Source organism: Blastococcus sp. OS1-29, assembly GCF_057628075.1.
This window is the reverse complement of sequence record NZ_JBXXJK010000007.1, coordinates 274,287-296,751: the sequence shown is the minus strand read 5'-3', so window position 1 is coordinate 296,751 and position 22,465 is coordinate 274,287. Positions and strand designations below refer to the sequence as shown.

The window sequence follows — 22,465 nt, the reverse complement described above, 5'->3', positions numbered from 1 at the left end:
GTAATAGTTGCTCTATGCCAACGGTCGGGCAAGCGGTCGACCCAGGAGGACACGAGGAGTAAGCCGTGAAGTGGACGCTCGTGGAACACGGGAACGCGCGCACCTACGTGCTCGTCGGAGAACCCGGCGACGACGCGGTCGCCGTCCTGCAGGAATTCGCCGGCGAGCAGGGCCTGACGGCTGCCTCGCTCACCGGGGTCGGCGCCTTCTCGCGGGCGACCGTCGGCTGGTTCGACCGCGAGCAGACGGAGTACCGCCCGATCCACGTCGACGAGCAGTGCGAACTGCTCTCCCTCGTCGGCGACATCGCCCTGAGTTCGGACGGGCCCGCGGTTCACGTGCATGCGGTGCTCGGCCTGCCGGACGGCTCCGTCCGTGGTGGTCATCTGCTTGCCGGCCAGGTGTGGCCGACCCTGGAGGTCGTGGCCCACGAAACTCCCGCCACGCTGCGGAAGACCAGCCGGCCCGACCTGGGGCTGGCCCTGATCGACCTCGACCGGACGACCTGAGCCACACCAGGCCCTCTCGCGAGCCCGTCGCACCGGCGGTGATCAGGCCGATCCGGTCCAGCTGTACAGATGCTCCGGACGACCGGCGCTGCCGTAGCGCGGGTGGTACTCCACGTTGCCCGAATCGGACAGGAACTTGAGGTAGCGCCGGGCGACGCTCTCGCTGAAGCCTGCGCGGGTCGCCAGCTCTCCGGCGGTCAGCCGCTCCTCGGCCGCCCGGAAGATGTCGACGACGACCTTGAGCGTGGCCGCCGAGATCCCCTTGGGCAGCAGGTCGTCGCTGCCGCTGCGGAGGAGGGCGAAGATCCGGTCGACCTCCCGCTGGCCGGGTGCCTGCGCCACGGCCAGCCGGTTGCGCGCGGCGGCGTAGTTCTCCAGCCGTTCCCGGAAGGCCCGGAAACCGAACGGCTTCACGATGTAGTGCACGACGCCGAGGGTCATGGCGCCGCGGAGGACGTCGACGTTCTTGGCCGACGTGATGGCGATGACGTCGATCGGCGGACGGCCGGCGGCGCGCAGCGCCCGGAGGACCTCGAGGCCGGGAAGGTCCGGCAGATACATGTCCAGCAGCACGAGGTCGGGCCGCAGCGTGTCTGCGAGCTGCACGGCCTCGGCCCCGCTCGTGGTCGTCGCAACCGCGGTGAACTCGGGCAGCCGGTCGACGTACTCCCGGTGGATGCTGACGGCGGTCGGGTCGTCGTCGACGATCAGGGTGCGGATCACGGCACCGGCACCTCGAGCGGACGGGCTACGCCGGGAACGGGCAGCGTGACCGTGAAGACGGCGCCGTCTGCGTTCTCCACCGCGATGCGTCCCCGTCGCCGGCGCACCTCCTGGCTGACGAGGGCGAGGCCGAGGCCGCGGCGGTAGCCCGGCTGGCGCGCCGCCTTGGTGGTGAATCCGTCGGTGAAGATCTCCCCGGCGATCGCCGGGTCGACACCGCTGCCGGAGTCGTGGACACGGATGACCAGACACCCGCCCTCGAGATCGAACGAGACCTGGACGCGTCCGCCGGCCACGCCCTGCGAGGCCGAGTCGATCGCGTTGTCGATGAGGTTCCCGAGGATGGTCACGAGCCCCTGGGACTCCTTCTCGGGCAGCTCCGGAAGATCGGTCAGGCACGACACGGAGAGCTGCACCCCGCGCTCGCTGGCGGTCGCCGCCTTTCCCAGGAGGAGCGCGGACACGACCGGGTCGCCGATCGAGCCGACGACGGACGACGCGAGCTCCTGGTGGAGGTCGGACTGGGTGTTGATGTAGGACATCGCCTGCTCGTACTTGCCCAGCTCGACGAGCCCCCCGATCACGTGCAGCCGGTGGCCGAACTCGTGCTCCTGAGCGCGCAGCGCGTCGGCGAGTCCGCGGACGTCCTGCAGCTCCCGGGCGAGGGTGTCGAGCTCGGTGCGGTCGCGCAACGTGATGACGGCGCCGATGGCCCGCCCGCGGAGCTCGACGGGCATGCGGTTGACCACGAGCACGCGATCGCGCAGGACGACGACCTCGTCCAGGCCCTCCGTCTGGCCGGTGAGCACCTCCTGGACGCGGCCCTCGGGCAGCAGGTCCGACAGCCGCTGGCCGATCGTGTCCCCGTCGACGCGCAGCAGGCGCTGGGCCTCGTCGTTGATCATCGTGATGCGGTCGGCGGTGTCCACGGTGACCGCGCCCTCGCGGACGCCGTGCAGCATGGCCTCCCGCTGCTCGAGCAGCCCGGCGATCTCACCCGGCTCGAGCCCGAAGGTCTGCCGCTTGACCCGCCGTGACAGCAGCACCGCACCCGTCACCCCGAGACCCAGCCCGAGGATCGCGGGCAGGAGATAGATCAGCAGGTGCGCGCGCAGTGTCTCGCTGATCTTCTGCTCGGAGATCCCGACGGACACCAGCCCGATGACCTTGCCACCCGCATCCCGGATGGGCGTCTTCGCCCGCATGGAGGGCCCGAGCGAGCCGTTCTGGATCCCCACGAACGTCTTCCCGGAGAGCACTGCCTGCGGATTCTCACCGGGGTCGTCGAGCAGCGACGTGCCGATCATCTGCGGGTTCGGGTGCGAGAAGCGGATGCCCCGGTCGTCGGCCACCACGATGAAGGCGGCTCCGGCCGCCCGGCGGAAGTGCTCGGCGATCGGATCGATGATCGCCGGCGGCTCGGGTGTGGAGAACGCCTCGACGACGTCGGCGTCCGTGGCCACGACGCGCGCCACGGCGAGGGCCCGCTCGCCGGCGTGCTCGTCGAGCTCGCTGCGTGCCTGCAGGAACGACACCACGGCGCCGATCCCGACCGTCATCAGGATGAGCCCGAGCACCAGCACGGTGATCTGGGTCGACAGCCGGCGCGGCAGCCGGACCCGCGGGATGGACACACACGCAGGGTAACCCCGGTCACAGCGCGCCCGTGTGCACTTTATGCACAGAAATGAGCGCAAACCGCGCAATGCTCCTTGCAGTGGAAAATCGACAATCCCTATGGGCGTGGTCACAGTTACTCCCACGTAGTCGATGCACCCCACAGGAATGGCATCACGGCATCGGGACGCCGATCCGTCCGCTCCCCCAAGAAGCGCAGACATCTCTCCCTGGAAGACAAAGGGGCTCCGTTCATGACAAGGACACATCCGCACCGCCGTCCGGACGGTCGTGATCCGGCCGACCAGCCGGCGGGCATTCAGATCGTCGGTCTCACAAAGCGTTACCTGACGCCGAAAGGCGAGGCGTTCACGGCCATCAAGGACGTGACGCTGACCGTCGAACCGGGCCAGTTCTGCTCGATCGTGGGCCCGACCGGCTGCGGCAAATCGACCACGCTCGCGCAGGTCTCCGGCCTCGAGAAGCCGAGCGCGGGGTCGGTCAAGGTCGGCGACCGGTTGGTCGACGGCATCACCGACGGCGTCAGCTACATGTTCCAGGCCGACGCGCTCTTCCCGTGGAAGAGCGTGCTCAACAACGTGATGATGGGCCCGGTCCTGCTCGGTACGCCGAAGCGCGACGCCGCCGCACTCGCCACGGACTGGATCCGACGGGTCGGGCTGGCGGGCTTCGAGGATCGCTATCCGCACCAACTGTCCGGCGGAATGCGCAAGCGCGTCGCGATGGCGGCCGCGCTCATCAACAACCCGCGGATCCTGCTGATGGACGAGCCGTTCGGCGCGCTCGACGCCCAGACCAAGGTGATCATGCAGAACGAGCTGCTCAAGCTCTGGGAGGAACTTCGGCCCTCGGTCCTGTTCATCACCCACGACCTCGACGAGGCCGTCGCGCTGTCGGACCGGGTGGTCATCATGACCAGCAGCCCGGGAGCGGTCAAAGACGTGTTCGACGTCGACCTGCCGCGGCCGCGCGGGAACGTCCAGGAGATCCGCCACGAGCAGCGGTTCCTCGACCTCCAGGGCCGGATCTGGGAATCCCTGAAGGACGAGGTCACCCGCGCCTACGCCCGCTCGGCCGGTGCAGCGGCATGACCGCCGTCATCGGCGGCCCCGGAGTTGCGGCGGCCGTGCAGCCGTCCGACGTCCAGGTGGCGGGCAAGCGCAAGCACCGACGGTCCGTGACGGCCGTCTGGATCGGGCGTGTCGCCCTGGCGGTCATCGTGATCGGCGGGTGGCAGTGGTTCACCACCGCCGGCTGGGTGGATCCGTTCTTCTTCGGTCAGCCGTCGGAGATCTGGCACAGCCTGGTCAAGCTGTTCACCCAGGGCACGGCCTTCGGCACCATCTGGGAGAACCTCTGGGTCACCGCCAAGGAGGCGTTCGGCGGCTTCCTGCTCGGCACACTGGCCGGCGTCGTCATCGGCATCGTGCTGGGCTCGAACCGGTACCTGTCGTCGGTCGTCGGGCCCTACATCCGGATCGTCAACTCGATCCCCCGGATCATCCTCGGCTCGATCTTCATCGTGGCGTTCGGCCTCGGCACCTTCCCGAAGATCCTGCTCGCCGCCGTCCTCGTGTTCTTCATCGTGTTCTTCAACGCGTTCCAGGGCGTCCGCGAGGTCGACCAGAACCTCATCGCGAACGTCCGGGTGCTCGGCGCCTCACCCGTCCAGGTCGCCCGCCACGTGACCATTCCCTCGGCCATGACGTGGATCATCGCCAGCCTGCACACGGCATTCGGTTTCGCCATCGTCGGCGCCCTCGTGGCCGAGGTCCTCGGCGCACAAAAGGGAATCGGTCTGATCATCAGCCAGGCCCAGGGCACGTTCGACCCGAACACCGTCTTCGCCTGCATGGTGATCATCGCCATCGTCACCCTGGGCGCCGAATTCTTCATCAGCCTGCTCGAGCACCGGCTTCTCAAGTGGCGGCCGCCGAGTCGCTCCGAGGCCCCCGCCATCTGATGGAGGCGCAGATCTGCTGACCATTCTTCGAGCACTGCTCGGTGCATCCCGATCATTTCTGGAAAGGAAAACCGGAACAATGAACAAGCGGACGATCATCAGCGCTGCTGCCGCGGGAGCCATGGCGCTCACCCTCACGGCCTGCGGCGGCAGCTCGGGCACGTCGAACTCGGCCAGCAGCAGCGGCGCCGCGACGACGCCCACCGTCAAGATCATGGTCGGCGGCATCGACAAGCAGATCTACCTGCCCTACCAGCTCGCCCAGAGCCTGGGCTCCTACAAGAAGTACGGCGTCAACGTCGAGCTCTCCACCGAGCAGAACGGCGGGGTCGGCGCCGAGGACGCCATGGCGTCGGGTCAGGTCGACTTCGCCGGCGCCTGGTACATCCACACGGTCGACTTCCAGTCGAAGGGCAAGGACGTCATCAACGTCGTCCAGCTCTCCGGTGCGCCCGGCGAGCGCATCATGTGCGCCACCGGGAGCGGGGTCCATTCGCCGGCCGACTTCAAGGGCAAGACGATGGGCGTGACCGACCTCGGCTCGGGCACCGACGAGCTGACCCAGTTCCTCGCGACCAAGGCCGGTCTCCAGAAGAGCGACTACCACACCCTCGCCGTCGGCGCCGGCGCCACGGCGATCGCGGCCCTCCAGCGGCACTCGGCCGACTGCGTCATGACCACACAGCCGACCGTCGGCTCGCTCGAGGCGCAGAAGATCGCCTACTCGGCCGTCGACCTCGCCACGGCGGACGGCGCCAAGCGGGTGCTCGGCGGCGACTGGCCGGCGGCCGGTCTGCTCGGGCGCGCCGACTGGGTCAAGTCCCACAAGGACGCGACCCAGAAGGTGGTCGACGCGCTCGTGGCGACGATGCAGTGGATCCACAGCCACACCGCCGCAGACATCGCGAACAAGCTCCCGGCCGACTTCGTGCAGAACGCCACGATCACGAAGGACCAGTACATCGCCGGCCTCGACGCCGACAAGGCCCAGTTCCTGCCCGACGGGATCATGCCGGCGGGCGGCCCGAAGGTCATCTTCGCGATGGAGAAGGCCAACGGCGTCGACACGTCGAAGGTGAAGATCGCCGACACGTTCACGAACGAGTACGCCCAGGCGGCGAACAAGCTCGAGGGCACCAAGGTGACGTCGAGTGCCGCAGGGAGCGACGGCTGATCCGAGCCCTCGGCACAACCGCGTCCCGAGCGGCGGGCCTGCGCGAGATGCGCGGGCCCGCCGTTGCCCGTTGTCGCACCCATGGCGGCGGACGGCCTCGGCGATCAGCCGGCCAGGCCTGGTCCACGCTCGTCACATGCGGCGCCGGCCGTCGCGTCACTCACGGCGTTACCGTGCGGACGTGGCGGCCAGCGGTACACCGACGTCGGGGCCGACAGTGTCCCCGCGCCGGCGGCGCAGGCTGCGACGGACGATTGTCTCCCTCTCCGTCCCGGTACTGCTCGCCGTCGCCCTGCTCGGAGGAGCCGGCTGGTACTACGCCGGGCAGATCGACTCCCAGGCCCTGGCCGTCGCCCCGCCGCCGGCCACCCCGCACCGGAACGTGACGGTCAGCGCCGTGACCGACGGGCGAGTCACCCTGCACCACACCGGCGACGAGGACGCGCACGCATTCGACACCTCCGACGTCTACGGCCTGAGGTGGTTCGGCGGCGCTGGGGTCCTCACCGGCACACCGCAGCCGGGCCCGAACGGAACGAGCACTCGGGCCCTTGAGGTGGTGAGCGGCACTGCACCGTCACCGGGGACGGCGGCCAGCACCTCGCGGGACGTGTGGACCGACCCAGCCGCCGCGGCCGGCGTCCCGTTCGAGAACGTCCGATACCCGTGCGCCGGGGGCAGTTGCCCGGCCTGGTTCGTGCCCGGTCGGTCGCCGACGTGGATGGTCATGGTGCACGGCAAGGGGGCCACCCGCGAGGAGCCGCTGCGGGCGATGGTCCCGGCGGCCCGCGCGGGGCTTCCCGTGCTCGACATCAGCTACCGCAACGACACCGGCGCCCCCCGCGACCCGTCCGGGCGCTACGGCTACGGCACGACCGAATGGCGGGACCTCGAGCAGGCTGTGCGCTGGACCGGCGAGCACGGCGCGCAGCACGTGGTGCTGTTCGGCTCGTCGATGGGCGGCTCGATCGTGGCCGCGTTCCTCGAGCACTCCCGGACGGCGGGGCTGGTGAATGGCGTCGTCCTCGATGCGCCGGCTCTGTCCCTCCGCGCAGCGGTCGACCTGGGCGCCGAGGAACAACCACTGCCGCTGGGGTTGCCGATCCCCGGAGTGCTCACCTCGACGGCCGAGTGGATCGCGGGGTGGCACTTCGACGTCAACTGGTCCGCGACCGACTACCTCCCGGGCACCTGGCTGCGGGTGCCGGCGCTGGTGTTCCACGGCACGGCCGATCGCACGGTTCCGATCGGCACCAGTGACGCCCTCCGCGCGGCCCGCCCGCACATGGTCGAGGAAGTCCGGGTGCCCGGGGCCGACCACGTGGAGTCGTGGAACGCCGACCCGTCCACCTACCAGGCCCGAGAAGCGGCGTTCCTCGGCTGTGTCACCCGCTCCACCGCGTCGGCCTGCGCCGGCTGACCGGTCGCCTCGCGCCGTCCCTGGGGCGTCAACGGTCCGCCGCCACCCCAGCGGCGGGAGCAGGCGGGGCGTGCTCCGGCAGCATCCCCATCCCGACCGCCCAGGCGGGCAGCCCCTGAAGCACGGGGTACCGGTCCAGCAGCCGCAAGACCCGCGGTGTGCCGACCGGGCGGTCGCCGGTCAAGATCCGGCTGAGAACCCGCGTCTGGATTAGCCGCTGCACCAACTGGGTGACGACGGTGGGCAGGAGCCGGCGTCGTCGCACTCGAGCGAGGATCCGAGGCGGCACCATGCCCTCGCCCAGGGGGCCGGCGAGGAGGCGCGCCGCCGCTGCGGCGTCCTGCACCGCCAGGTTGATGCCGACGCCGCCGATCGGCGACATGGCATGAGCGGCGTCCCCGATCAGCAGCAGCCCTGGCAGGTGCCACCGCGTCAGCCGGTCCACCCGCACGCTGAGGACACGGACGTCGTCCCAGCCGCGGAGCGCCTCCGGCTCGATGCCCTCGGGGAGGAGGCGCGCCAGATCGCTGCGGAACGCGGGGAAACCGGCGGCCTGCAGGGCGGCGAAGCCGTCCTTCGGCACCAGGTAGGCGCACTGCCAGTAGTTCCCTCTGTCGATCCGGACCAGCATGCGCCCCCGAGTGATGCGACCGGCACCCCCGAACGTCGAGACCGATGCCGCGCCGGCTTTGGGCAGCCGGAACCACAGCACGTCCATCGGTGCCCCGAACGCACGCAATCGCAGACCCGTCTCCCCGCGGAGCGTGGAGTCGCGCCCGTCGGCCGCCACGGTCAGCAGTGCGCGAACGTCCTGCTCACCGCCGCCGGGAGTCCGCCAGCGAACCCCGGACACCCGACCGTTCTCGCGTAGCAGTTCGACGGCCTCCGCGTTCATCCGCACCTCGAATTCCGGGTAGCGCCGCGCCCGGTCTGCCAGGAAGTCGAGGAGGTCCCACTGGGGCACGAGCGCGAGGAAGGGAAACCTGCCGGGCAGCCGGCCGAAGTCCGCCAGCACGTAGGTGCCGTCGTCGGTGGTCACGCCCAGCTTCCTCACCTGTTGATGAGGAAGCCCGAGGAACTCCTCGGCCAGTCCCAGCTCGTCGAGCAGCCGAAGCGTCGAGGGATGGACGGTGTCCCCTCGGAAGTCGCGCAGGAAGTCTCCGTGCTTCTCCAGGACCACCACGCTTCTGCCCTGGCGGGCGAGCAGCAACCCGAGCATCATCCCCGCCGGCCCGCCACCAGCGATGCAGCAGTCCACCTCGGCCACAGGAACCTCCCGGAGAGGACGGAGTCCACAGTGGACGCCCTCCCGTCCCGCGCGCAACCGAGTCCCAGGCGGGACGGAGGTGGGCGCCGGGGAAGTGGCTACAAGGGGTCGAGCAAGCGGTGCAGGAACTGCCGGGTGCGGGGCTCGCGGGGCTCGACGAGCACCTCCCCCGGCGGGCCCTGCTCCACCACCGCGCCGCCGTCGAGGAAGAGGACCTGGTCGGCCACCTGCCGTGCGAACCGCATCTCGTGGGTCACCACGACCATCGTCCAGCCCTCGGCGGCCAGCGACTGCATCACCTGCAGCACCTCGCCGACCAACTCGGGGTCCAGTGCACTGGTCGGCTCGTCGAACAACACCACCTGCGGCCGCGTGGCCAGTGCGCGGGCGATGCCAACGCGCTGCTGCTGCCCACCCGAAAGCTGCACCGGGTAGGCGTCCGCCTTGTCCGTCAGACCCACGCGGGCCAGCAGTGCCCGGGCCTCCTCCTCTGCCTCCGCGCGCGGCCGCCCCTGCGCGAACACCGGCCCCGACGTCACGTTGTCCAACACCGTGAAGTGCGGGAACAAGTTGTGAGCCTGGAAGACCATGCCGCTCTGGCCGCGCAGCCGGGACACCGCGCGAGCGTCGGGCCGGGTCGCCCAGTCGAGCGCGACGTCGCCGATCCGCACCGTCCCGGTCTCTGGCATCTCCAGGCCGTTGAGGCTGCGCAGCACCGTCGTCTTGCCGGAGCCGGAGGGCCCGATGAGACAGGTGACCGACCCCGAGGGCACCACCACGTCGACACCACGCAGCACCCGGTTGGTGCCGAAGGTCTTGACCAGCCCGCGGGCCTCGAGCAGCGGAGCGCTCATACGGCCACGTGCCGTGACAGCCGTGTCTCCAGCCGGGTCTGACCGAACGACAGAACCAGGCACACCACCCAGTAATAGACGGCGGCGACGCCGTAGAGCGTGAAGAACTGGAAGGTGGGCGCAGCGATCTCCTGCGCCTTGCGCAGCAACTCCGTGACCAGGATCGTCGACACGAGCGATGTGTCCTTGACCAGCGAGATGAGCGTGTTGCTCAGCGGCGGCACGGCGATCCGGGCGGCCTGGGGCAGCACCACCCGGCGCAGAGTCGTCGTCCGGCTCATGCCGACGGTCATCGCCGCCTCCCACTGCCCGCGGGGCACCGCGATGATCGCCCCCCGCACCGCCTCGGAGGCGTAGCCCCCGACGTTGAGGGACAAGGCGATGATCGCGCTGGGCCACGGGCTGAGAGTGATCCCGAGCGAGGGCAGCCCGAAGAAGACGATGAACAGCTGGAGCAGCAACGGCGTGCCACGGATGATCGAAACGTAGGCCCTGGCCACCGCCGACACCGGGCGCCGATGCGAGAGCCGCATCAGCGCCAGCAGGACCGCCAGCGCGAGACCGAGCACGAAGCTCACCGCCGTCAGCGGCAGCGTTCCACGCACCAGCCCGTCGAACAGCGGGGCGAGGCTGCTGCGGACCAGGCCCCAGTCGATCGCGTTCACTCCCCGCTGACGTCCTCGCCGAAGTACTTCTTCGAAAGGCGGGCGAGCGTTCCGTCGGCGCGGAGGTCCTTCAGCGCGCCGTCGACCTGCTTCTGCAGGTCGGTCTCGTTCTTGCGGAACACCAGGGCCTGCTTGCTCGGCTGGTCGATCGTGGCAGCGATCTTCACGCTCTTGTCGCCGGTGGTCTTCGTGTACTCGAGAAGAGCCAGGCTGTCGTTGATGGTGACGTCGACGCGCTTCTGCTTCAGGAGAGTGATCGCCTGGGTGAAGCCCTCGACGGGCTCGACCTGCGCGCCGGCCTTGGTGGCCACCTCGGCGAACGAGCTGGTGGTCGACTGCGCGCTGCGCTTGCCCTTGACGTCCGACAGCGAGTGGACGCTGTCGTCGTCGGCGCGCGTCACCACGACGCCGCTCGACACGGTGTACGGCACGGAGAACAGGTACTTCGCCTGACGCTCGGGGTTGATCGTGACCTGGTTGGCGATGACGTCGTACCGGTTGGACTCGAGGCCGGCGAAGATCGAGTCGAACTGCGTCTCGCTGAACTCGACCTTCTTGCCGAGCTTCGCGCCGACGGCCTTGGCCACCTCGACGTCGTAGCCGGTCAACTCGTTGGAGCCCGGGGCGTGGAAGGAAAAGGGCGCGTACGTGCCCTCGGTGGCGACGGTCAGCACGCCGTTCGAGCTGCTCGAGCTGCCGCTTCCAGCGTTGGAGCCCCCACCGCAGGCCGTCAGCAGGAGGGCTGCGGCGAGGGCAATGGACACGGACAGACGGGTGCGCACAGAGGGCTCCGGATTCATCGGGTCACGGGTGACGACGTCTGGCAGACGGGGTGTTGCCGCCAGGGAGAACCGCCCCCACGCGCAAGCATTCCGCCGCGTGTCAAGTCGCACAACATGATCAACCGGAGCCGGCGAGTCCGGCCCCGGAAGGCCGATGGCCAGCCGCTCCAACATGCATGCCGTGCAGATCAGCCGCTTCGGCGGCCCCGAGGTCCTCGACGTCGTCGAGCTGCCCGACCCCACGCCAGGGCCCGGTCAGCAGCTCTACGAGGTGAGCTCCGCAGGAGTCAACTTCGCCGACACCCACCACTCCCTGTCGTGAGACATCTGTCTGCCCCGCGGAGGCGTTGAGGCGGTTCTGCGGCTGAACGTGGGGATGCAAGTCGCCCCTCGGACACCAAGTCGAACCGTGGGGTCTACCCGGACACGGGCTCCAGGTCGTCGGGGAAGATCATCGACACCCCACCGGCGATCGGAGCGCCGGTCAGGCGTCCCGCCTGGCGCGCATCCGCCAGGGCCTGCCGTCGGGGTCGTAGGCCAGGTTGTAGACGGGGGTGATCAGCCACCGCGCCCATGCCGGACCGTCGTGCCGTCGATGGTTGCGCAGGCGGCCCGGCGGGCGGGGTCCCTGGCGGCCGCCGGCGTGCCACGCGTCCAGTCGATCGGCGGACCCGCGCATAGTGGCCACGGTGTCCTCGAGGTGGAGCAGGCCCGCATCGTCACCGTCGTCCCTGTCGAGGTGCTCCCCAATGAGGTCCAGCCGGAGTCCACGGGCGAACGACCGCGCGTCGTCCCCCAGGCCGCCGGGGTCGATCGGCTCCCGACCGTCGCGCTGCTCGTCGAGTACGGCCGCTGTCAGCTCCGAGTCGTGCGTCCAGGACCTGCGGTTGAGGTTCGCGCTGCCCACGGCCGCCCATACGTCGTCGACGACTGTGACCTTGGCGTGCACGTACACCGGGCGACCGGCCTCGTTCTCGACATCGAACAATTGCACCCGTTCACCGCCGGCGGCCACCACCGTCCGCCACGCGGAGTTCCGCCCGAGCAGCGAGGCCGGCGCGTCGAAGCGGCCTTCGCCGTCGATGTACCGGGGGACGACGGCGATCAGGTGCAGTGCCGGCGAGCGTCGGAGGGCGGCGGCGAAGATGCGAGCGACGTCGGTCGACCACAGGTACTGGTCCTCGACGTAGACCAGCCGGCGCGCCCTGGCCACCGCCTTGGCGTAGCCGCGGGCCACGCTGCGCTCGCCGTCCGGCGCGAACGGATAGGGCAGCCGACGCCGCGGGTAGGTCCGCAGCAGCTGGACGGTGCAGCTTCCTGCCGGTCGCGGCCGCGGCTCGGACGGTGGAAGAGGGCGGACCGGTCGCGCGGCACCGCGCAGGCGGTCGGGGATGGTCTGCCACGGCCAGCGAGTCGGGGCGGCCTGATCGGCCCATCGCTGGACGAACACGGTTGCGACGTCGGACACCGCCGGACCGGTGATCCGCAACTGGACGTCGTGCCAGGCCGGGGTGGGCCCGTAGGCATCGTTGAACGACTGCACCTGCGGGTCACCGGTGTGCGCGGGACCGTCGCGCCGGGTCCGGGCGGTGTCGATGCCCCCCACGAAGGCGACGTCGCCGGCCGTGCCCCTGATGACGACGAACTTCTGGTGGTGGCACCCCAGCGGCCGCACCCGCTGGTCGAGCACGACCTGACCGCCCGCCGCGGTCAGCACGCGGGCCAGGTCCTGGTGCTGCCCCAGCGTGTGGCCCAGGGCTGCGGGATGGGAGCGCCACAACAGCGCCGCCACGTGGGCCTTCCGGCGGGCTGTGCCGAGCAGCGCGGCGGACAGCGGGGGTCCCCCGTCGTCGAGCAGCTCGTCGGGTTCGGCACGGAAGCAGGCGAACAGGACGACGTCCTCCGGGCCGGCTCCCTCCAGCGCGGCGGCCAGTGAGGACAGATAGCTGCGCCCGTCGATCAGCGCCTGGACGGCGTTGCCCTCCGTCCAGGCCGGCAGGCCCGAGGCGCCGTTGCCCCGTTGCTCGTCGGTGAGCAGCCACGGGTGGCCGCCATGCAGTTCGCGCGCCCAGCGCGGCGCCCGACGGTGGATCGGAGACCTGGGCACCACCCTGCACCGCCCTTCTGGGCCCGGGCCGCCCGGGTCAGCGGGCGGCTACCCCGCCCGCTGCCCGGGTATGCCGACGGGTGCCCGGCTCGACCGAGCCGGCGTCGAGATCCACGGCGGGGTAGTCGGGCGTACACACCGCGGCTCGGACCTGGAGGCCGGATGGCATCGAACGGGTGGTCCTGCTGGGCAGCGGTCATCGCCCCCTCGCCGCAACGCCAGGTGCTCCGGGCATGACGCAGGTGGGACAGTGCGGTGTTCCGGCGGACCGCGGCCGTGCACTCCCCAGCCCTCGACCTCGCAGTGCCGGCCGTGGCGTGGGCCGGGGACCGCTTGTCGTCGGCGAGCTATCCCTCCGGGCTCGCCGGGGGCGGTCGCCTAGTCCCGCGTCCGTACCGGGACCAACTGTCCCAGCGACGTCCTGGCGGGGACCGCGCTCGGTACCGCGGCCGCGCTGGCCGCGAACCGGCTGGCACCGACCTGCACACGCGATCCCGTGCGCACCGTCGAACCGACCCCGATCCCCGGGCGCGGCGTCCGCGCGGGGCCGGGCACCCTGCGCCAGACCTGCAGCTGCAGGTTCTCGGTGGGGCTGACGGCGGAGCCCAGTCCGGCAGCGACATCACGAGCTCCCCGGAGATCCTCCCCCCGGACGCCGACCCGCTGGCCGGTGCGCTGTTCCGGGCCGACGTCGGCGTCCGCCCCAGCCATGGCGGTGCCTCGCGGCGCCTGGCATGGTCGGGTCCGCGGCCTCGGGACGCGGCCCGACCCACGAGGGCGGAGGGATGCCATGGCGGAGCACGTGTCCCCGGCATGGCCGCGGTTGCGGGTCCCGGACTGGACCGCCACCCGCGACACCCTGCACATGTGGCTGCAGATCGTCGGCAAGATCCGCATGGCCCACGCCCCCCTGCTCAACCACTGGTGGAACACCACCCTGTACGTGAGCCCGCGCGGTCTGACCACCTCCGCGATCCCCTGGCGGAACGGTGCTTTTGACATCGAGTTCGACTTCGTCGACCACCTCCTCCAGATCCGGAGCAGTGACGGGGAAACCCGCCGGTTGCCGCTCGAAACCCGGTCGGTCGCCGAGTTCTACGCCTGGATCACGACCACCCTGGCCGAGCTCGGGATCGAGACGCAGATCCTGGCGAGCCCGAACGAGGTGGACCCGGCGATCCCGTTCGCCGAGAACCACTCCGACGCCTCCTACGACGACGCCGCCGTGCACCTCTTCTGGCGTCAGTTGCTGCAGGCCGACCGCGTCCTCGGGCAGTTCCGTTCGCACTTCGTCGGCAAGGTCAGCCCCGTCCACTTCTTCTGGGGCGCGATGGACCTCGCCTGCACGAGGTTCTCCGGGCGGTCGGCCCCACCGCACCCCGGCGGCGCCCCGAACTGCCCGGACTGGGTGATGGTGGAGGGCTACTCCGGTGAGCTGTCCAGCGCGGGCTTCTGGCCCGGGGGCGGGGACGAGGGTGCCTTCTACGCCTACGCCTACCCGGAACCACCCGGTTTCGCCGACCACCCGGCCGGTCCGCCGGGGGCGTACTTCAGCCAGGAACTGGGCGAGTTCCTGCTCCCGTACGAGGTGGTCGCCGCCGCCGACGACCCCGACGCGATGGTGGCCGAGTTCCTCCAGACCACCTACGAGGCGGCCGCGACGCGCGCCGGTTGGGACCGGGACGCGCTGGAGGACCACCCGAACCGGCTGGACCGACACCGGTCGTGAGCGTTTCCGACGACAGGCGGACCGCTGCAGGAGCGGCCACGATGGGGAACACCCCCTACCGCCAGAGGATCGGGATGTCATCCGCTCGCGTCCGAGGCTCGGTGCAGCTCGCTGGCGCCCTGCTGGCGGTGACCGCCTGCAGCGGGAACCACGAGGGCAGCGGCAGCGAGGCGACCGCCGACGGCCGGAGCGGTCGCGTCGACGACGACTGAGCATCCCTACCCGGGCACGTCACCGACGAGCCGCCGATCGTGCGAGGAGCGACATGCTGCCACCCCGCGACACCCCGACTCGTGAGCGGCGATCGCTCGACGGAGTCTGGCGCTTCGCGCTGGACGCCGACGGTACCGGCCGGAACGACGGCTGGGCCGAACGTCCGCTCCCCGGGGTGCGCGAGATGCCCGTGCCGGCCAGCTACAACGACGTGTATCCCGACGCGGAGCTGCACGGCCACATCGGTGACGTCTGGTACCAGACCACGGTCCGGATTCCCCGCGGCTGGGGGGGCGAGCGGATCGTGCTGCGCTTCGGCTCGGCCACCCACCGCGCCGTCGTGTGGGTCGACGGGACCCAGGTCGCCGAGCACGAGGGCGGGTACACCCCGTTCGAGGCCGACGTCACCGACCTCGTCGAGCCGGGTGGCCAGAGCCGGATCACCGTTGTGGTCAACAACATCCTGCACTGGCAGTCGATCCCGCCGGGGTACGTCGACGACACTCCTGCCGGACCCCGCCAGCGCCTCCTCTTCGACTTCTTCAACTACTCGGGTCTGCACCGGAGCGTCTGGCTCTACACCACCCCACGGGCGCACATCCGCGACGTCACCGTCGTCCCGGGGCTCGACGGCAGCACTGGCACCCTCCGGTGGGACGTCGAGGCCCAGGGCGCCGACGACCTGGAGGTGCGGCTCACGCTGAGGGACGCAGATGGCGTCGAGGTCGCCCGCCGCACCGGCGCCACCGGCGAGCTCACCGTGTCCGACGTCCACCCGTGGCGGCCGGGCGAGGGCTACCTCTACGACCTGACCGTCGAACTGTGGGACGGCGGCCAGACCGACGGCGCTGCCCCGGTCGACTCCTACTCCCTGCCGGTCGGGATCCGCTCGGTGCGGGTAGACGGCTCCCGGTTCCTGATCAACGGCGAACCGTTCTACTTCACCGGCTTCGGCAAGCACGAGGACTCGGCCGTGCGCGGCAGGGGCCACGACAGCGTCTTCATGGTCCACGACTTCGCGCTCATGGACTGGCTGGGCGCCAACTCGTTCCGCACGTCGCACTACCCCTACGCCGAGGAAGTTCTGGAGTACGCCGACCGGCGCGGGATCGTCGTCATCGACGAGACCGCCGCCGTGGGCATCAACAGCGGACTGGCAGCGGGCGCCTTCGGCGCCGAGCCGTTCGTCACGTTCTCCGACGAGACGCTCGACGAGCGAACCCGGGAGACGCACCGGCAGGCGATCCGCGAGCTCGTCGCCCGCGATAAGAACCATCCGAGCGTCGTCATGTGGAGCATCGCGAACGAGCCGGAGTCGGTGACGCCGGAGTCCCGCGACTACTTCGAGCCGCTCGTGGCCGAGACCCGACAGCTCGATCCGTCCCGCCCCGTGGCCTTCGCCAACGTCATGGGCGCGACCCCGGACGTGGACGTCCTCACCGACCTGTTCGACGTCATCATGCTCAACCGCTACTACGGCTGGTACGGCCAGTCCGGAGACATCCGGAACGCCGAGCTCGCTCTGGAGGCCGAACTCCGCGCCTGGGACGAGAAGTACGGGAAGCCGATCATCATGACCGAGTACGGGGCCGACACCCTCGAGGGTCTGCACGGCGTCCTGCCCACCCCGTGGAGCGAGAGCTACCAGGTGGAACTGCTGGCGATGTACCACCGCGTGTTCGACCGGATCGGCGCCGTCGTGGGCGAGCAGGTGTGGAACTTCGCCGACTTCGCCACCGTGCCCGGGGTCATGCGGGTCGGCGGCAACAAGAAGGGCGTCTTCACCCGGGACCGCAAGCCCAAGGCCGCCGCGCTCCTGCTGCGTCGCCGGTGGCGACACCTGGACTGAGTCCCCCGCCGATCGCACGAGGAGCGTCCGCACGGCCCACCCCACCGTCGCCGAGCAGCTCGTCGCCATGGTCCGGGACGCCGGTGCGCGGCGGATCTACGGCGTGGCCGGGGACAGCCTCAACCCCGTCGTCGACGCCGTCCGCCGCACCGACGGCATCGACTGGGTGCACGTCTCGCACGAGGAGGGCGGCGCCTTCGCCGCTGCGGCCGAGGCGCAGCTGACCGGCCGGCTGGCGGTGTGCGCGGGTAGCTCGGGTCCCGGCAACACGCACCTGCTGCAGGGGCTGTACGACGCCCAGCGCAGCGGCGCCCCGGTGCTGGCGATCGCGTCGGACGTCCAGTCCACGGAGATCGGCACCAGCTTCTTCCAGGAGACCCATCCCGAGCGGGTCTTCCAGAACTGCTCGGTGTGGTGCGAGCTGGTGACGCCGGCGCAGATGCCGCATGCGCTGCGGGCCGCGATCCAGACGGCGGTCGGAAAGCGCGGCGTGTCCGGCGTGGTCCTGCCCGGGGACATGGCCGGCCAGGAGTTCGGCGGGCCCACCCGGGGTCCGGCCCTCGCGGTCGCCCCCTCCCCCGTAGAACCCGCCCGCGACCAGGTGCAGGCACTCGCCGCCGCCATCGACGCCGCCCGCACCGTCACGCTCTTCTGCGGCTCCGGATGCCGCGGCGCCCACGACCAGGTCATGGCCTTGGCCGGCCGGCTGCACGCCCCGGTCGGGCACGCGCTGGGCGGCAAAGGAATGGATCCAGTACGACAACCCCTACGACGTCGGCATGAGCGGGCTGCTCGGCTACGGCGCCGCGCACAAGGCCACCCACGAGGCGGACCTTCTCCTCCTGCTCGGTACCGACTTCCCCTACCGCGACTTCCTGCCGCAGGCGCGCACCGGGTTCAGGGCGGACACCTGGTCAGGACGGCCCGATCGAACGGTTGCGAACAATCTCCCGCGAGGCGAGCTCGACTGAAGCCGTACGGGTCAATGGAGGGTGGGCCGGTAGACGAGCTCCTGCGTGTGACCGTCGAGCGTCCGGTGATCGACCAGCTCCAGATCGAAGTCGGCCGCTCCCTGGAATACCGGGTTGATCCCGGTCCGACCGGTGATGACAGGGAAGATCGTCACCTGCACGAGGTCGACCAGGCCGGCAGCCATCAGCGCCCGGTTCATCGACAAGCTGCCGTGCGAGCGCAACGGCACGTCGGAGTCCTCCTTGAGCCGGGCGACGACGTCGATGGCGTTCCCGCTGACGAGGGTCGCGTCCGGCCAGTCGAGAGGTCCCTCCAGCGTGGTCGACACCACCGTCGCCGGCGAGTTCCACATCCGCGTCACCCAGGGATCGCGCACGTCGTCCCCTTCGGTGCTCGAGGCCAGCATCCCCGTGAAATCCCGGTACGTCGTAGCCCCGAGGACCATCCGCTGCTCCGAGCTGTACAGGTCGAGGCGATGGTCGAGCAACTCGGGGCCCTGCTTGCCCCAGTAGCCGGACCACCCGGAGCTGGCGGCGGCGTAGCCGTCGAGACTGGAGAAGACGTCGAAGGTGTACGTGGCGGTCATCTGTGTCCCTCGCGTGTAGGTGATCGGTGTAGTTCAGATCGCGACGGCGATGGGAACTCATCGCCGATCGAGAAGCCGGCCATATCCACCGACCTGGATGTCCGCCTCCATCCGGCCGAGGAGCGACCAGAGCAGCACCTGGTTGGACTCGATCACGGGACGCCCCAGGCGCTCCTCCAGCGTCCCGATCGCTGACGCAGCCCGGAAGCCGGTGCCCCCGATGAAGACGGCTTCCGCCTCGTCGCCGACATGGCGGCAGATCCACTCGATGACCGCGCCGGGCTCGATGCGTCCCGGGTCCTTCGCGAGCCCGGCCGATTCCGACGAGACGACCTGGAACCCCTGTCGCCGGAAGTACGCCGCGCCCAGGCGGTTGAGCTCGTCGTCGAACCACGGCGGATGGACCAACGCCAGCCGTCCAACGTCGAGGATGCGACACGCGGCGCCCGCAGAGTGCGACGTTCCGGCCACCGGGACGCCCCAGCGCTCGGACAGCCGCTCCAGCATGGCGGCCTCGGCGTCGAAGCCGATGGCGTAGCCCGTGCTCGTCGAGGCGTAGCCGATCACGTCGATCGATCCGGCGGCGAAGCCTGCGGCCGCCGCGTCCAGGACTGTCGGCGCGGTCAACGCGCGCAGGCCGGACGGCGTGGTCGGCGGCTCCCCCGGCGCAGAGGCGTCGGCGTCCGACGGGAGGATCCGAGAGACCCGGGTGACGACCTGGCCCGGCGCCATGGCGTCCAGCTCGGCCGCGGGGCCGCCCGCGGCATGAGGCGTCAGCACGCCGATGGAGATCACGCGGGGGTTCCCCGATCCCTAGCTGCGAGCGCCCTGGCCCCGGAAGTCCGCTGCGGTCATCCCCTCGGGGTGGCCGGCCGGCCATTGCACCAGTTCGATCCGGTAGCCGTCGGGGTCGGTGACCCACGCCGTCCAGAAGTCTTCGGAGCCGTCGGGCGACGTGGGGGCCTCGACCTCGATCCCTCGGGCGGCGAGACGGGCGACTGTCGCCGCCATGGACTCGACCTGGACGACCAGATGGTTCAGGCCGCCCGGACCGGCCACGTCCCTGCCTGGATCGTGGACGAGTTCGAGACGCACAAACTCGTCCTCGGGCAGTTTGAGCATCGTGAGGCTGCCGAACTCGGTCTCCGCCACGCTTCCGACCACCTCGTACCCGAGTCTTCGGTAGAACGTGAGCGAGCGCTCGAGGTCCCCGACCCGGAGGCCGACGTGCAATGTCCTCATCCCGGGCTCTCTCCTCGGCCGCTCGCTCCGGATCCCCGGGACGGCGGCCACCCCCCGACCTGTGCCAGCAGCCCGACGTCGTCGCGGCAGGCCCAGTGCTCGACGATCGAACCGCCGGCAACCCGCCAGATGTGGATGAAGTCCCACGCGACGGCGTTCCCCGTCGGAGGCAGGTCGGCGAGGAGCGGCATCGTCGACGCGACGTGACGCCCGTGCATCGTGAGGTGCACGACGACGAGATCACCCTCCGCCACGACGCGATGGATGCTCGCCGTCGGGTGGTCCAGATCGCCGTCGAGTACCGCGAGCGTCGTCCGCAGGCCGTCGCGGCCTTGTGGCCCTGCGGCGTGCTGGACGAGGTCCTCCGCGACCAGGTCGAATGCCGAGCCGTCTCGACGCTCGAGGGCCTCGTGGAAGGTCGAGACGGTCTCTGCCGGCGTCATCGCGTCATTAGACAGGAGCCGGGCCCACAGGGTCACCTCTTGCGTGCCGTCCAGATCACCCGGTTCGGCGGCCCCGAGGTCCTGGACATCGTCGACGTCCCCGAGCCCACGCCGGCCCCCGGCCAGCAGCTCTACGACGTCCCCACCGCCGGCCTGGACTTCGCCGACACCCACCATCCCGTGTCGGACAACTGAGCTGGTGGGCCCACGAGTCGGGGGCACCCTGGAGCCGAGCAGGACGGCCCAGCCGTACTCGGCCCGGGCACGTCGTCGCACCGTGCACCGAGGAGGAAACACCAGCCCGGGTCGCCGTGTTCACCAGTCGTGCTGAACAAGAAGGAGGCACACGTGACCACTGAGACCGCAATCCTCGCCGGCGGCTGCTTCTGGGGCGCTCAGGAGCTGCTCCGCAAGCGCCCGGGGGTCCTCGCCAGCCGGGTCGGGTACTCCGGCGGCGACACACCCAACGCCACGTACCGGAACCACGGTGACCACGCCGAGGCGGTCGAGATCGTCTTCGACCCCGAGGTGATCTCGTTCCGGGAACTGCTGGAGTTCTTCTTCCAGATCCACGACCCGTCGACGACGGACCGGCAGGGCAACGACGTGGGCCGCAGCTACCGCTCGGCGATCTTCTACACCAGCGAGGAGCAGCGGCTCGTCGCGCTCGACACGATCGCAGACGTCGACGCCTCGGGCCTGTGGCCGGGCAAGGTCGTCACCGAGGTGACGCCGGCCGGCCCGTTCTGGGAGGCCGAAGAGGAGCACCAGGACTACCTGCAGAAGATCCCCTACGGCTACACCTGCCACTACGTGCGCCCCGACTGGGTGCTTCCTCGTCGGGAGGCGCAGACCACCCGATGACCTGAGGTCCCGGTGGGCGCGTCCCGGACGATCCGGGGCGCCCATCGAGGCCATCGGTGCGACGACGTCGAGGCGGACGTCCTGCGAGGGGGCGTCCGCCTCGACGCCTCTCGTGTCGGACCCGGCCCTGCCCCGTACAGGAATGGGGAGCACGATAGGACGGCTTCTTGCACGCACCGGGCAGGAGATCTTCTCCGGGGAACGGGGGATGGCGCTGGTGACCGAACACGGGCGGCATCGACGCAGACGGCAACGGAAGGCGGCCGCGCTCGCGGTCGCCGCCGTTCTCGTGGTCGCGGCCGTCGTGATCTCCATTGCGCTGCTCACGGCCGGAGGCCCAGCCGGGCGTCAGGGGCCCACGGCGACGGGCTCGGGCTCGCTCAGCACCAGCCCGGCCACGGCCGGGCAGACGACGCGAAACGGTGCTTCGGCGTCGCGGCCCACGAAACCCGCCGCTAGCCTCGCCACCCCGACCCTGGGGGCGTCGATCCCCTTGGGCGGCACCCCGCAGTTCGTGGCCGTCGCGCCGGACGGCACCTTCGCCTACGTGACCGATCCTGGCGCCGGCACGCTGCTGCGCGTGGACACGAAGACCGACGCGGTGACGGCGACCGTCCCGGTCCCGCAGGGGCCACCACAATGGCTCGCGTTCTCGGCGGACGGCCGGCGCGCCTTCGTCTCGGTCTACGACGCAAAGTTCGGCTCGGCCTACGTCGTCTACGTCGACACGAGAACCGACGCGGTCACGAACGCGGTCGCCGTGGACCCAGGGCCCTATGCCATCTCGCCGAGCCCGGACGGACGCTTCCTGTATGTCCCGCTGTACCTGCAGCCGCAACTCGACGTCATCGACATCGCCTCCGCTGCCGTTGTCCAGCGCATCCCAGCGGCGGCGAACCCACACTGGGTCGCGTACTCGAAGGACGGCCGGTTCGGCTACGTAACAGACCACTTCACAGATGTAGTCAGCGTGCTGGACGTCCAGGCCAACAAGATCGTCGGGACGATCCCGGTGGGCGCTGGCCCGCACAGCATCGAGGCCGCGCCGGACGGCAGCCGGATCACGGTGGTCAATTACGTCGGGGGAACCGCGACCGTCATCGACCCGGCCTCGAACACCGTCGTCGCCACCGTGGCGGACGTCGGAGCGCAGCCGCAGGACGTCACCTACGCACCCGACGGTTCGCACTTCTACACGGCCAACGACAAGGACGGCACCGTGTCCGTGGTCGACACGTCGACCAACGCCGTAGTCGCCCGCCTCGCGACCGGCGTCAGTCCCACCTCCGTCGCCGTCACCCCCGACGGGCGGAAGGCGTATGTCACGAACTTCGACGACGGCACGCTCCGGGTGCTGCTGACGGGCTAGCCGGAGTCCGTCCCGGTGACCTGCTCTCGAGCGCGGACCCGCCACGCTGACGACCGAGCTCCGTTGCCGCCGGGATGAGGCCAGAGCCTCACGGGC

24 protein-coding genes and 1 pseudogene are annotated in these 22,465 nt (G+C 70.5%); 14 read left to right on the top strand and 11 right to left on the bottom strand.

From position 1 onward, the window contains the following. The first annotated feature begins 65 nt into the window (after positions 1-65). Positions 66-509 carry a PPC domain-containing DNA-binding protein gene (locus AC2H4J_RS19280; protein ID WP_487466514.1) on the top strand — a complete coding sequence of 148 codons (444 nt, stop codon included), beginning with the start codon at positions 66-68 and terminating at the stop codon, positions 507-509. Between the two features lie 42 nt (positions 510-551). Here the strand turns inward: AC2H4J_RS19280 and AC2H4J_RS19275 are convergent, their stop codons facing one another. Continuing rightward, positions 552-1,232 (bottom strand): response regulator, encoded by a 681-nt coding sequence (locus tag AC2H4J_RS19275; protein WP_487466513.1) that lies wholly within the window; start codon positions 1,230-1,232, stop codon positions 552-554. Then, complete coding sequence (locus AC2H4J_RS19270; protein WP_487466512.1) at positions 1,229-2,866, bottom strand: ATP-binding protein; 1,638 nt, start codon at positions 2,864-2,866, stop codon at positions 1,229-1,231. Before AC2H4J_RS19270 ends, AC2H4J_RS19275 begins: the two co-directional genes overlap by 4 nt. 78 nt (positions 2,867-2,944) lie before the next feature. Between AC2H4J_RS19270 and AC2H4J_RS19265 the strand changes: the two genes are divergently transcribed. From AC2H4J_RS19265 to AC2H4J_RS19250, 4 genes are all read left to right on the top strand, one after another. After that, on the top strand, positions 2,945-3,961 hold the full coding sequence (locus tag AC2H4J_RS19265) for an ABC transporter ATP-binding protein (protein ID WP_487466511.1): 1,017 nt from the start codon (positions 2,945-2,947) through the stop codon (positions 3,959-3,961). Continuing rightward, positions 3,958-4,833, top strand: coding sequence for an ABC transporter permease (locus AC2H4J_RS19260; RefSeq protein ID WP_487466510.1), 876 nt, complete (start codon positions 3,958-3,960; stop codon positions 4,831-4,833). Before AC2H4J_RS19265 ends, AC2H4J_RS19260 begins: the two co-directional genes overlap by 4 nt. A gap of 79 nt (positions 4,834-4,912) precedes the next feature. Continuing rightward, on the top strand, positions 4,913-6,007 hold the full coding sequence (locus AC2H4J_RS19255; protein WP_487466509.1) for an ABC transporter substrate-binding protein: 1,095 nt from the start codon (positions 4,913-4,915) through the stop codon (positions 6,005-6,007). Between the two features lie 181 nt (positions 6,008-6,188). Further along, positions 6,189-7,427: an alpha/beta hydrolase gene (locus AC2H4J_RS19250; protein WP_487466508.1), complete on the top strand. Its 1,239-nt coding sequence runs from the start codon at positions 6,189-6,191 to the stop codon at positions 7,425-7,427. A gap of 28 nt (positions 7,428-7,455) precedes the next feature. Here AC2H4J_RS19250 and AC2H4J_RS19245 read toward each other — a convergent pair whose 3' ends face one another. From AC2H4J_RS19245 to AC2H4J_RS19230, 4 genes are all read right to left on the bottom strand, one after another. Further along, positions 7,456-8,694 carry an FAD-dependent oxidoreductase gene (locus AC2H4J_RS19245; protein WP_487466507.1) on the bottom strand — a complete coding sequence of 413 codons (1,239 nt, stop codon included), beginning with the start codon at positions 8,692-8,694 and terminating at the stop codon, positions 7,456-7,458. A 98-nt stretch (positions 8,695-8,792) separates the two neighbouring features. Then, on the bottom strand, positions 8,793-9,548 hold the full coding sequence (locus AC2H4J_RS19240; protein WP_487466506.1) for an amino acid ABC transporter ATP-binding protein: 756 nt from the start codon (positions 9,546-9,548) through the stop codon (positions 8,793-8,795). Then, the gene (locus tag AC2H4J_RS19235; RefSeq protein WP_487466505.1) at positions 9,545-10,213 is read right to left on the bottom strand and encodes an amino acid ABC transporter permease; all 669 of its coding nucleotides are present in this window, start codon (positions 10,211-10,213) and stop codon (positions 9,545-9,547) included. Before AC2H4J_RS19235 ends, AC2H4J_RS19240 begins: the two co-directional genes overlap by 4 nt. Further along, complete coding sequence (locus AC2H4J_RS19230) at positions 10,210-10,887, bottom strand: amino acid ABC transporter substrate-binding protein (RefSeq protein WP_487466504.1); 678 nt, start codon at positions 10,885-10,887, stop codon at positions 10,210-10,212. The genes AC2H4J_RS19235 and AC2H4J_RS19230 overlap by 4 nt, the downstream gene beginning before the upstream one ends. 262 nt (positions 10,888-11,149) lie before the next feature. Here AC2H4J_RS19230 and AC2H4J_RS19225 point away from each other — a divergent pair, with 262 nt between their 5' ends. Beyond that, positions 11,150-11,317 (top strand): Zn-dependent oxidoreductase, encoded by a 168-nt coding sequence (locus tag AC2H4J_RS19225; protein WP_487466503.1) that lies wholly within the window; start codon positions 11,150-11,152, stop codon positions 11,315-11,317. Positions 11,318-11,479: 162 nt separating this feature from the next. Here the strand turns inward: AC2H4J_RS19225 and AC2H4J_RS19220 are convergent, their stop codons facing one another. Beyond that, positions 11,480-13,102 carry a phospholipase D family protein gene (locus AC2H4J_RS19220; protein WP_487466502.1) on the bottom strand — a complete coding sequence of 541 codons (1,623 nt, stop codon included), beginning with the start codon at positions 13,100-13,102 and terminating at the stop codon, positions 11,480-11,482. A 790-nt stretch (positions 13,103-13,892) separates the two neighbouring features. On the opposite strand from AC2H4J_RS19220, the gene AC2H4J_RS19215 reads away from it, so the two are divergent. The 5 genes and pseudogenes from AC2H4J_RS19215 to AC2H4J_RS19195 all read left to right on the top strand — a co-directional run bounded on the left by AC2H4J_RS19215 (position 13,893) and on the right by AC2H4J_RS19195 (position 17,864). Then, positions 13,893-14,831: a DUF5996 family protein gene (locus AC2H4J_RS19215; RefSeq protein ID WP_487466501.1), complete on the top strand. Its 939-nt coding sequence runs from the start codon at positions 13,893-13,895 to the stop codon at positions 14,829-14,831. A 74-nt stretch (positions 14,832-14,905) separates the two neighbouring features. Beyond that, positions 14,906-15,043, top strand: coding sequence for a hypothetical protein (locus AC2H4J_RS19210; protein WP_487466500.1), 138 nt, complete (start codon positions 14,906-14,908; stop codon positions 15,041-15,043). 53 nt (positions 15,044-15,096) lie between these two features. Beyond that, positions 15,097-16,893: a beta-glucuronidase gene (gene uidA / locus AC2H4J_RS19205; RefSeq protein WP_487466499.1), complete on the top strand. Its 1,797-nt coding sequence runs from the start codon at positions 15,097-15,099 to the stop codon at positions 16,891-16,893. 67 nt (positions 16,894-16,960) lie between these two features. Continuing rightward, positions 16,961-17,602 (top strand): annotated as a pseudogene (locus tag AC2H4J_RS19200) (thiamine pyrophosphate-binding protein); the annotation flags it as partial. A gap of 70 nt (positions 17,603-17,672) precedes the next feature. Further along, positions 17,673-17,864, top strand: a complete 192-nt coding sequence (locus AC2H4J_RS19195; RefSeq protein WP_487466498.1) for a hypothetical protein — start codon at positions 17,673-17,675, stop codon at positions 17,862-17,864. A gap of 11 nt (positions 17,865-17,875) precedes the next feature. On the opposite strand, the gene AC2H4J_RS19190 is transcribed toward AC2H4J_RS19195, so the two are convergent. Genes AC2H4J_RS19190 through AC2H4J_RS19175 form a run of 4 tightly spaced genes read right to left on the bottom strand, consistent with a single transcriptional unit; the run spans position 17,876 to position 20,136 of the window. Beyond that, complete coding sequence (locus AC2H4J_RS19190; protein WP_487466497.1) at positions 17,876-18,451, bottom strand: dihydrofolate reductase family protein; 576 nt, start codon at positions 18,449-18,451, stop codon at positions 17,876-17,878. A 57-nt stretch (positions 18,452-18,508) separates the two neighbouring features. Further along, positions 18,509-19,246 (bottom strand): maleate cis-trans isomerase family protein, encoded by a 738-nt coding sequence (locus tag AC2H4J_RS19185; protein ID WP_487466496.1) that lies wholly within the window; start codon positions 19,244-19,246, stop codon positions 18,509-18,511. Between the two features lie 18 nt (positions 19,247-19,264). After that, positions 19,265-19,693: a VOC family protein gene (locus tag AC2H4J_RS19180; RefSeq protein WP_487466495.1), complete on the bottom strand. Its 429-nt coding sequence runs from the start codon at positions 19,691-19,693 to the stop codon at positions 19,265-19,267. After that, a complete protein-coding gene (locus AC2H4J_RS19175; protein WP_487466494.1) occupies positions 19,690-20,136 on the bottom strand; it encodes an ester cyclase in 447 nt (148 codons plus the stop codon). The genes AC2H4J_RS19180 and AC2H4J_RS19175 overlap by 4 nt, the downstream gene beginning before the upstream one ends. A gap of 39 nt (positions 20,137-20,175) precedes the next feature. Here AC2H4J_RS19175 and AC2H4J_RS19170 point away from each other — a divergent pair, with 39 nt between their 5' ends. The 3 genes from AC2H4J_RS19170 (at position 20,176) to AC2H4J_RS19160 (ending at position 22,369) form a co-directional block, all read left to right on the top strand. After that, positions 20,176-20,331, top strand: coding sequence for a Zn-dependent oxidoreductase (locus AC2H4J_RS19170; RefSeq protein ID WP_487466493.1), 156 nt, complete (start codon positions 20,176-20,178; stop codon positions 20,329-20,331). Between the two features lie 153 nt (positions 20,332-20,484). Further along, positions 20,485-21,000 (top strand): peptide-methionine (S)-S-oxide reductase MsrA, encoded by a 516-nt coding sequence (msrA, locus tag AC2H4J_RS19165; protein WP_487466492.1) that lies wholly within the window; start codon positions 20,485-20,487, stop codon positions 20,998-21,000. Positions 21,001-21,208: 208 nt separating this feature from the next. Next, on the top strand, positions 21,209-22,369 hold the full coding sequence (locus AC2H4J_RS19160; protein ID WP_487466491.1) for a cytochrome D1 domain-containing protein: 1,161 nt from the start codon (positions 21,209-21,211) through the stop codon (positions 22,367-22,369). Positions 22,370-22,465: the final 96 nt, after the last annotated feature.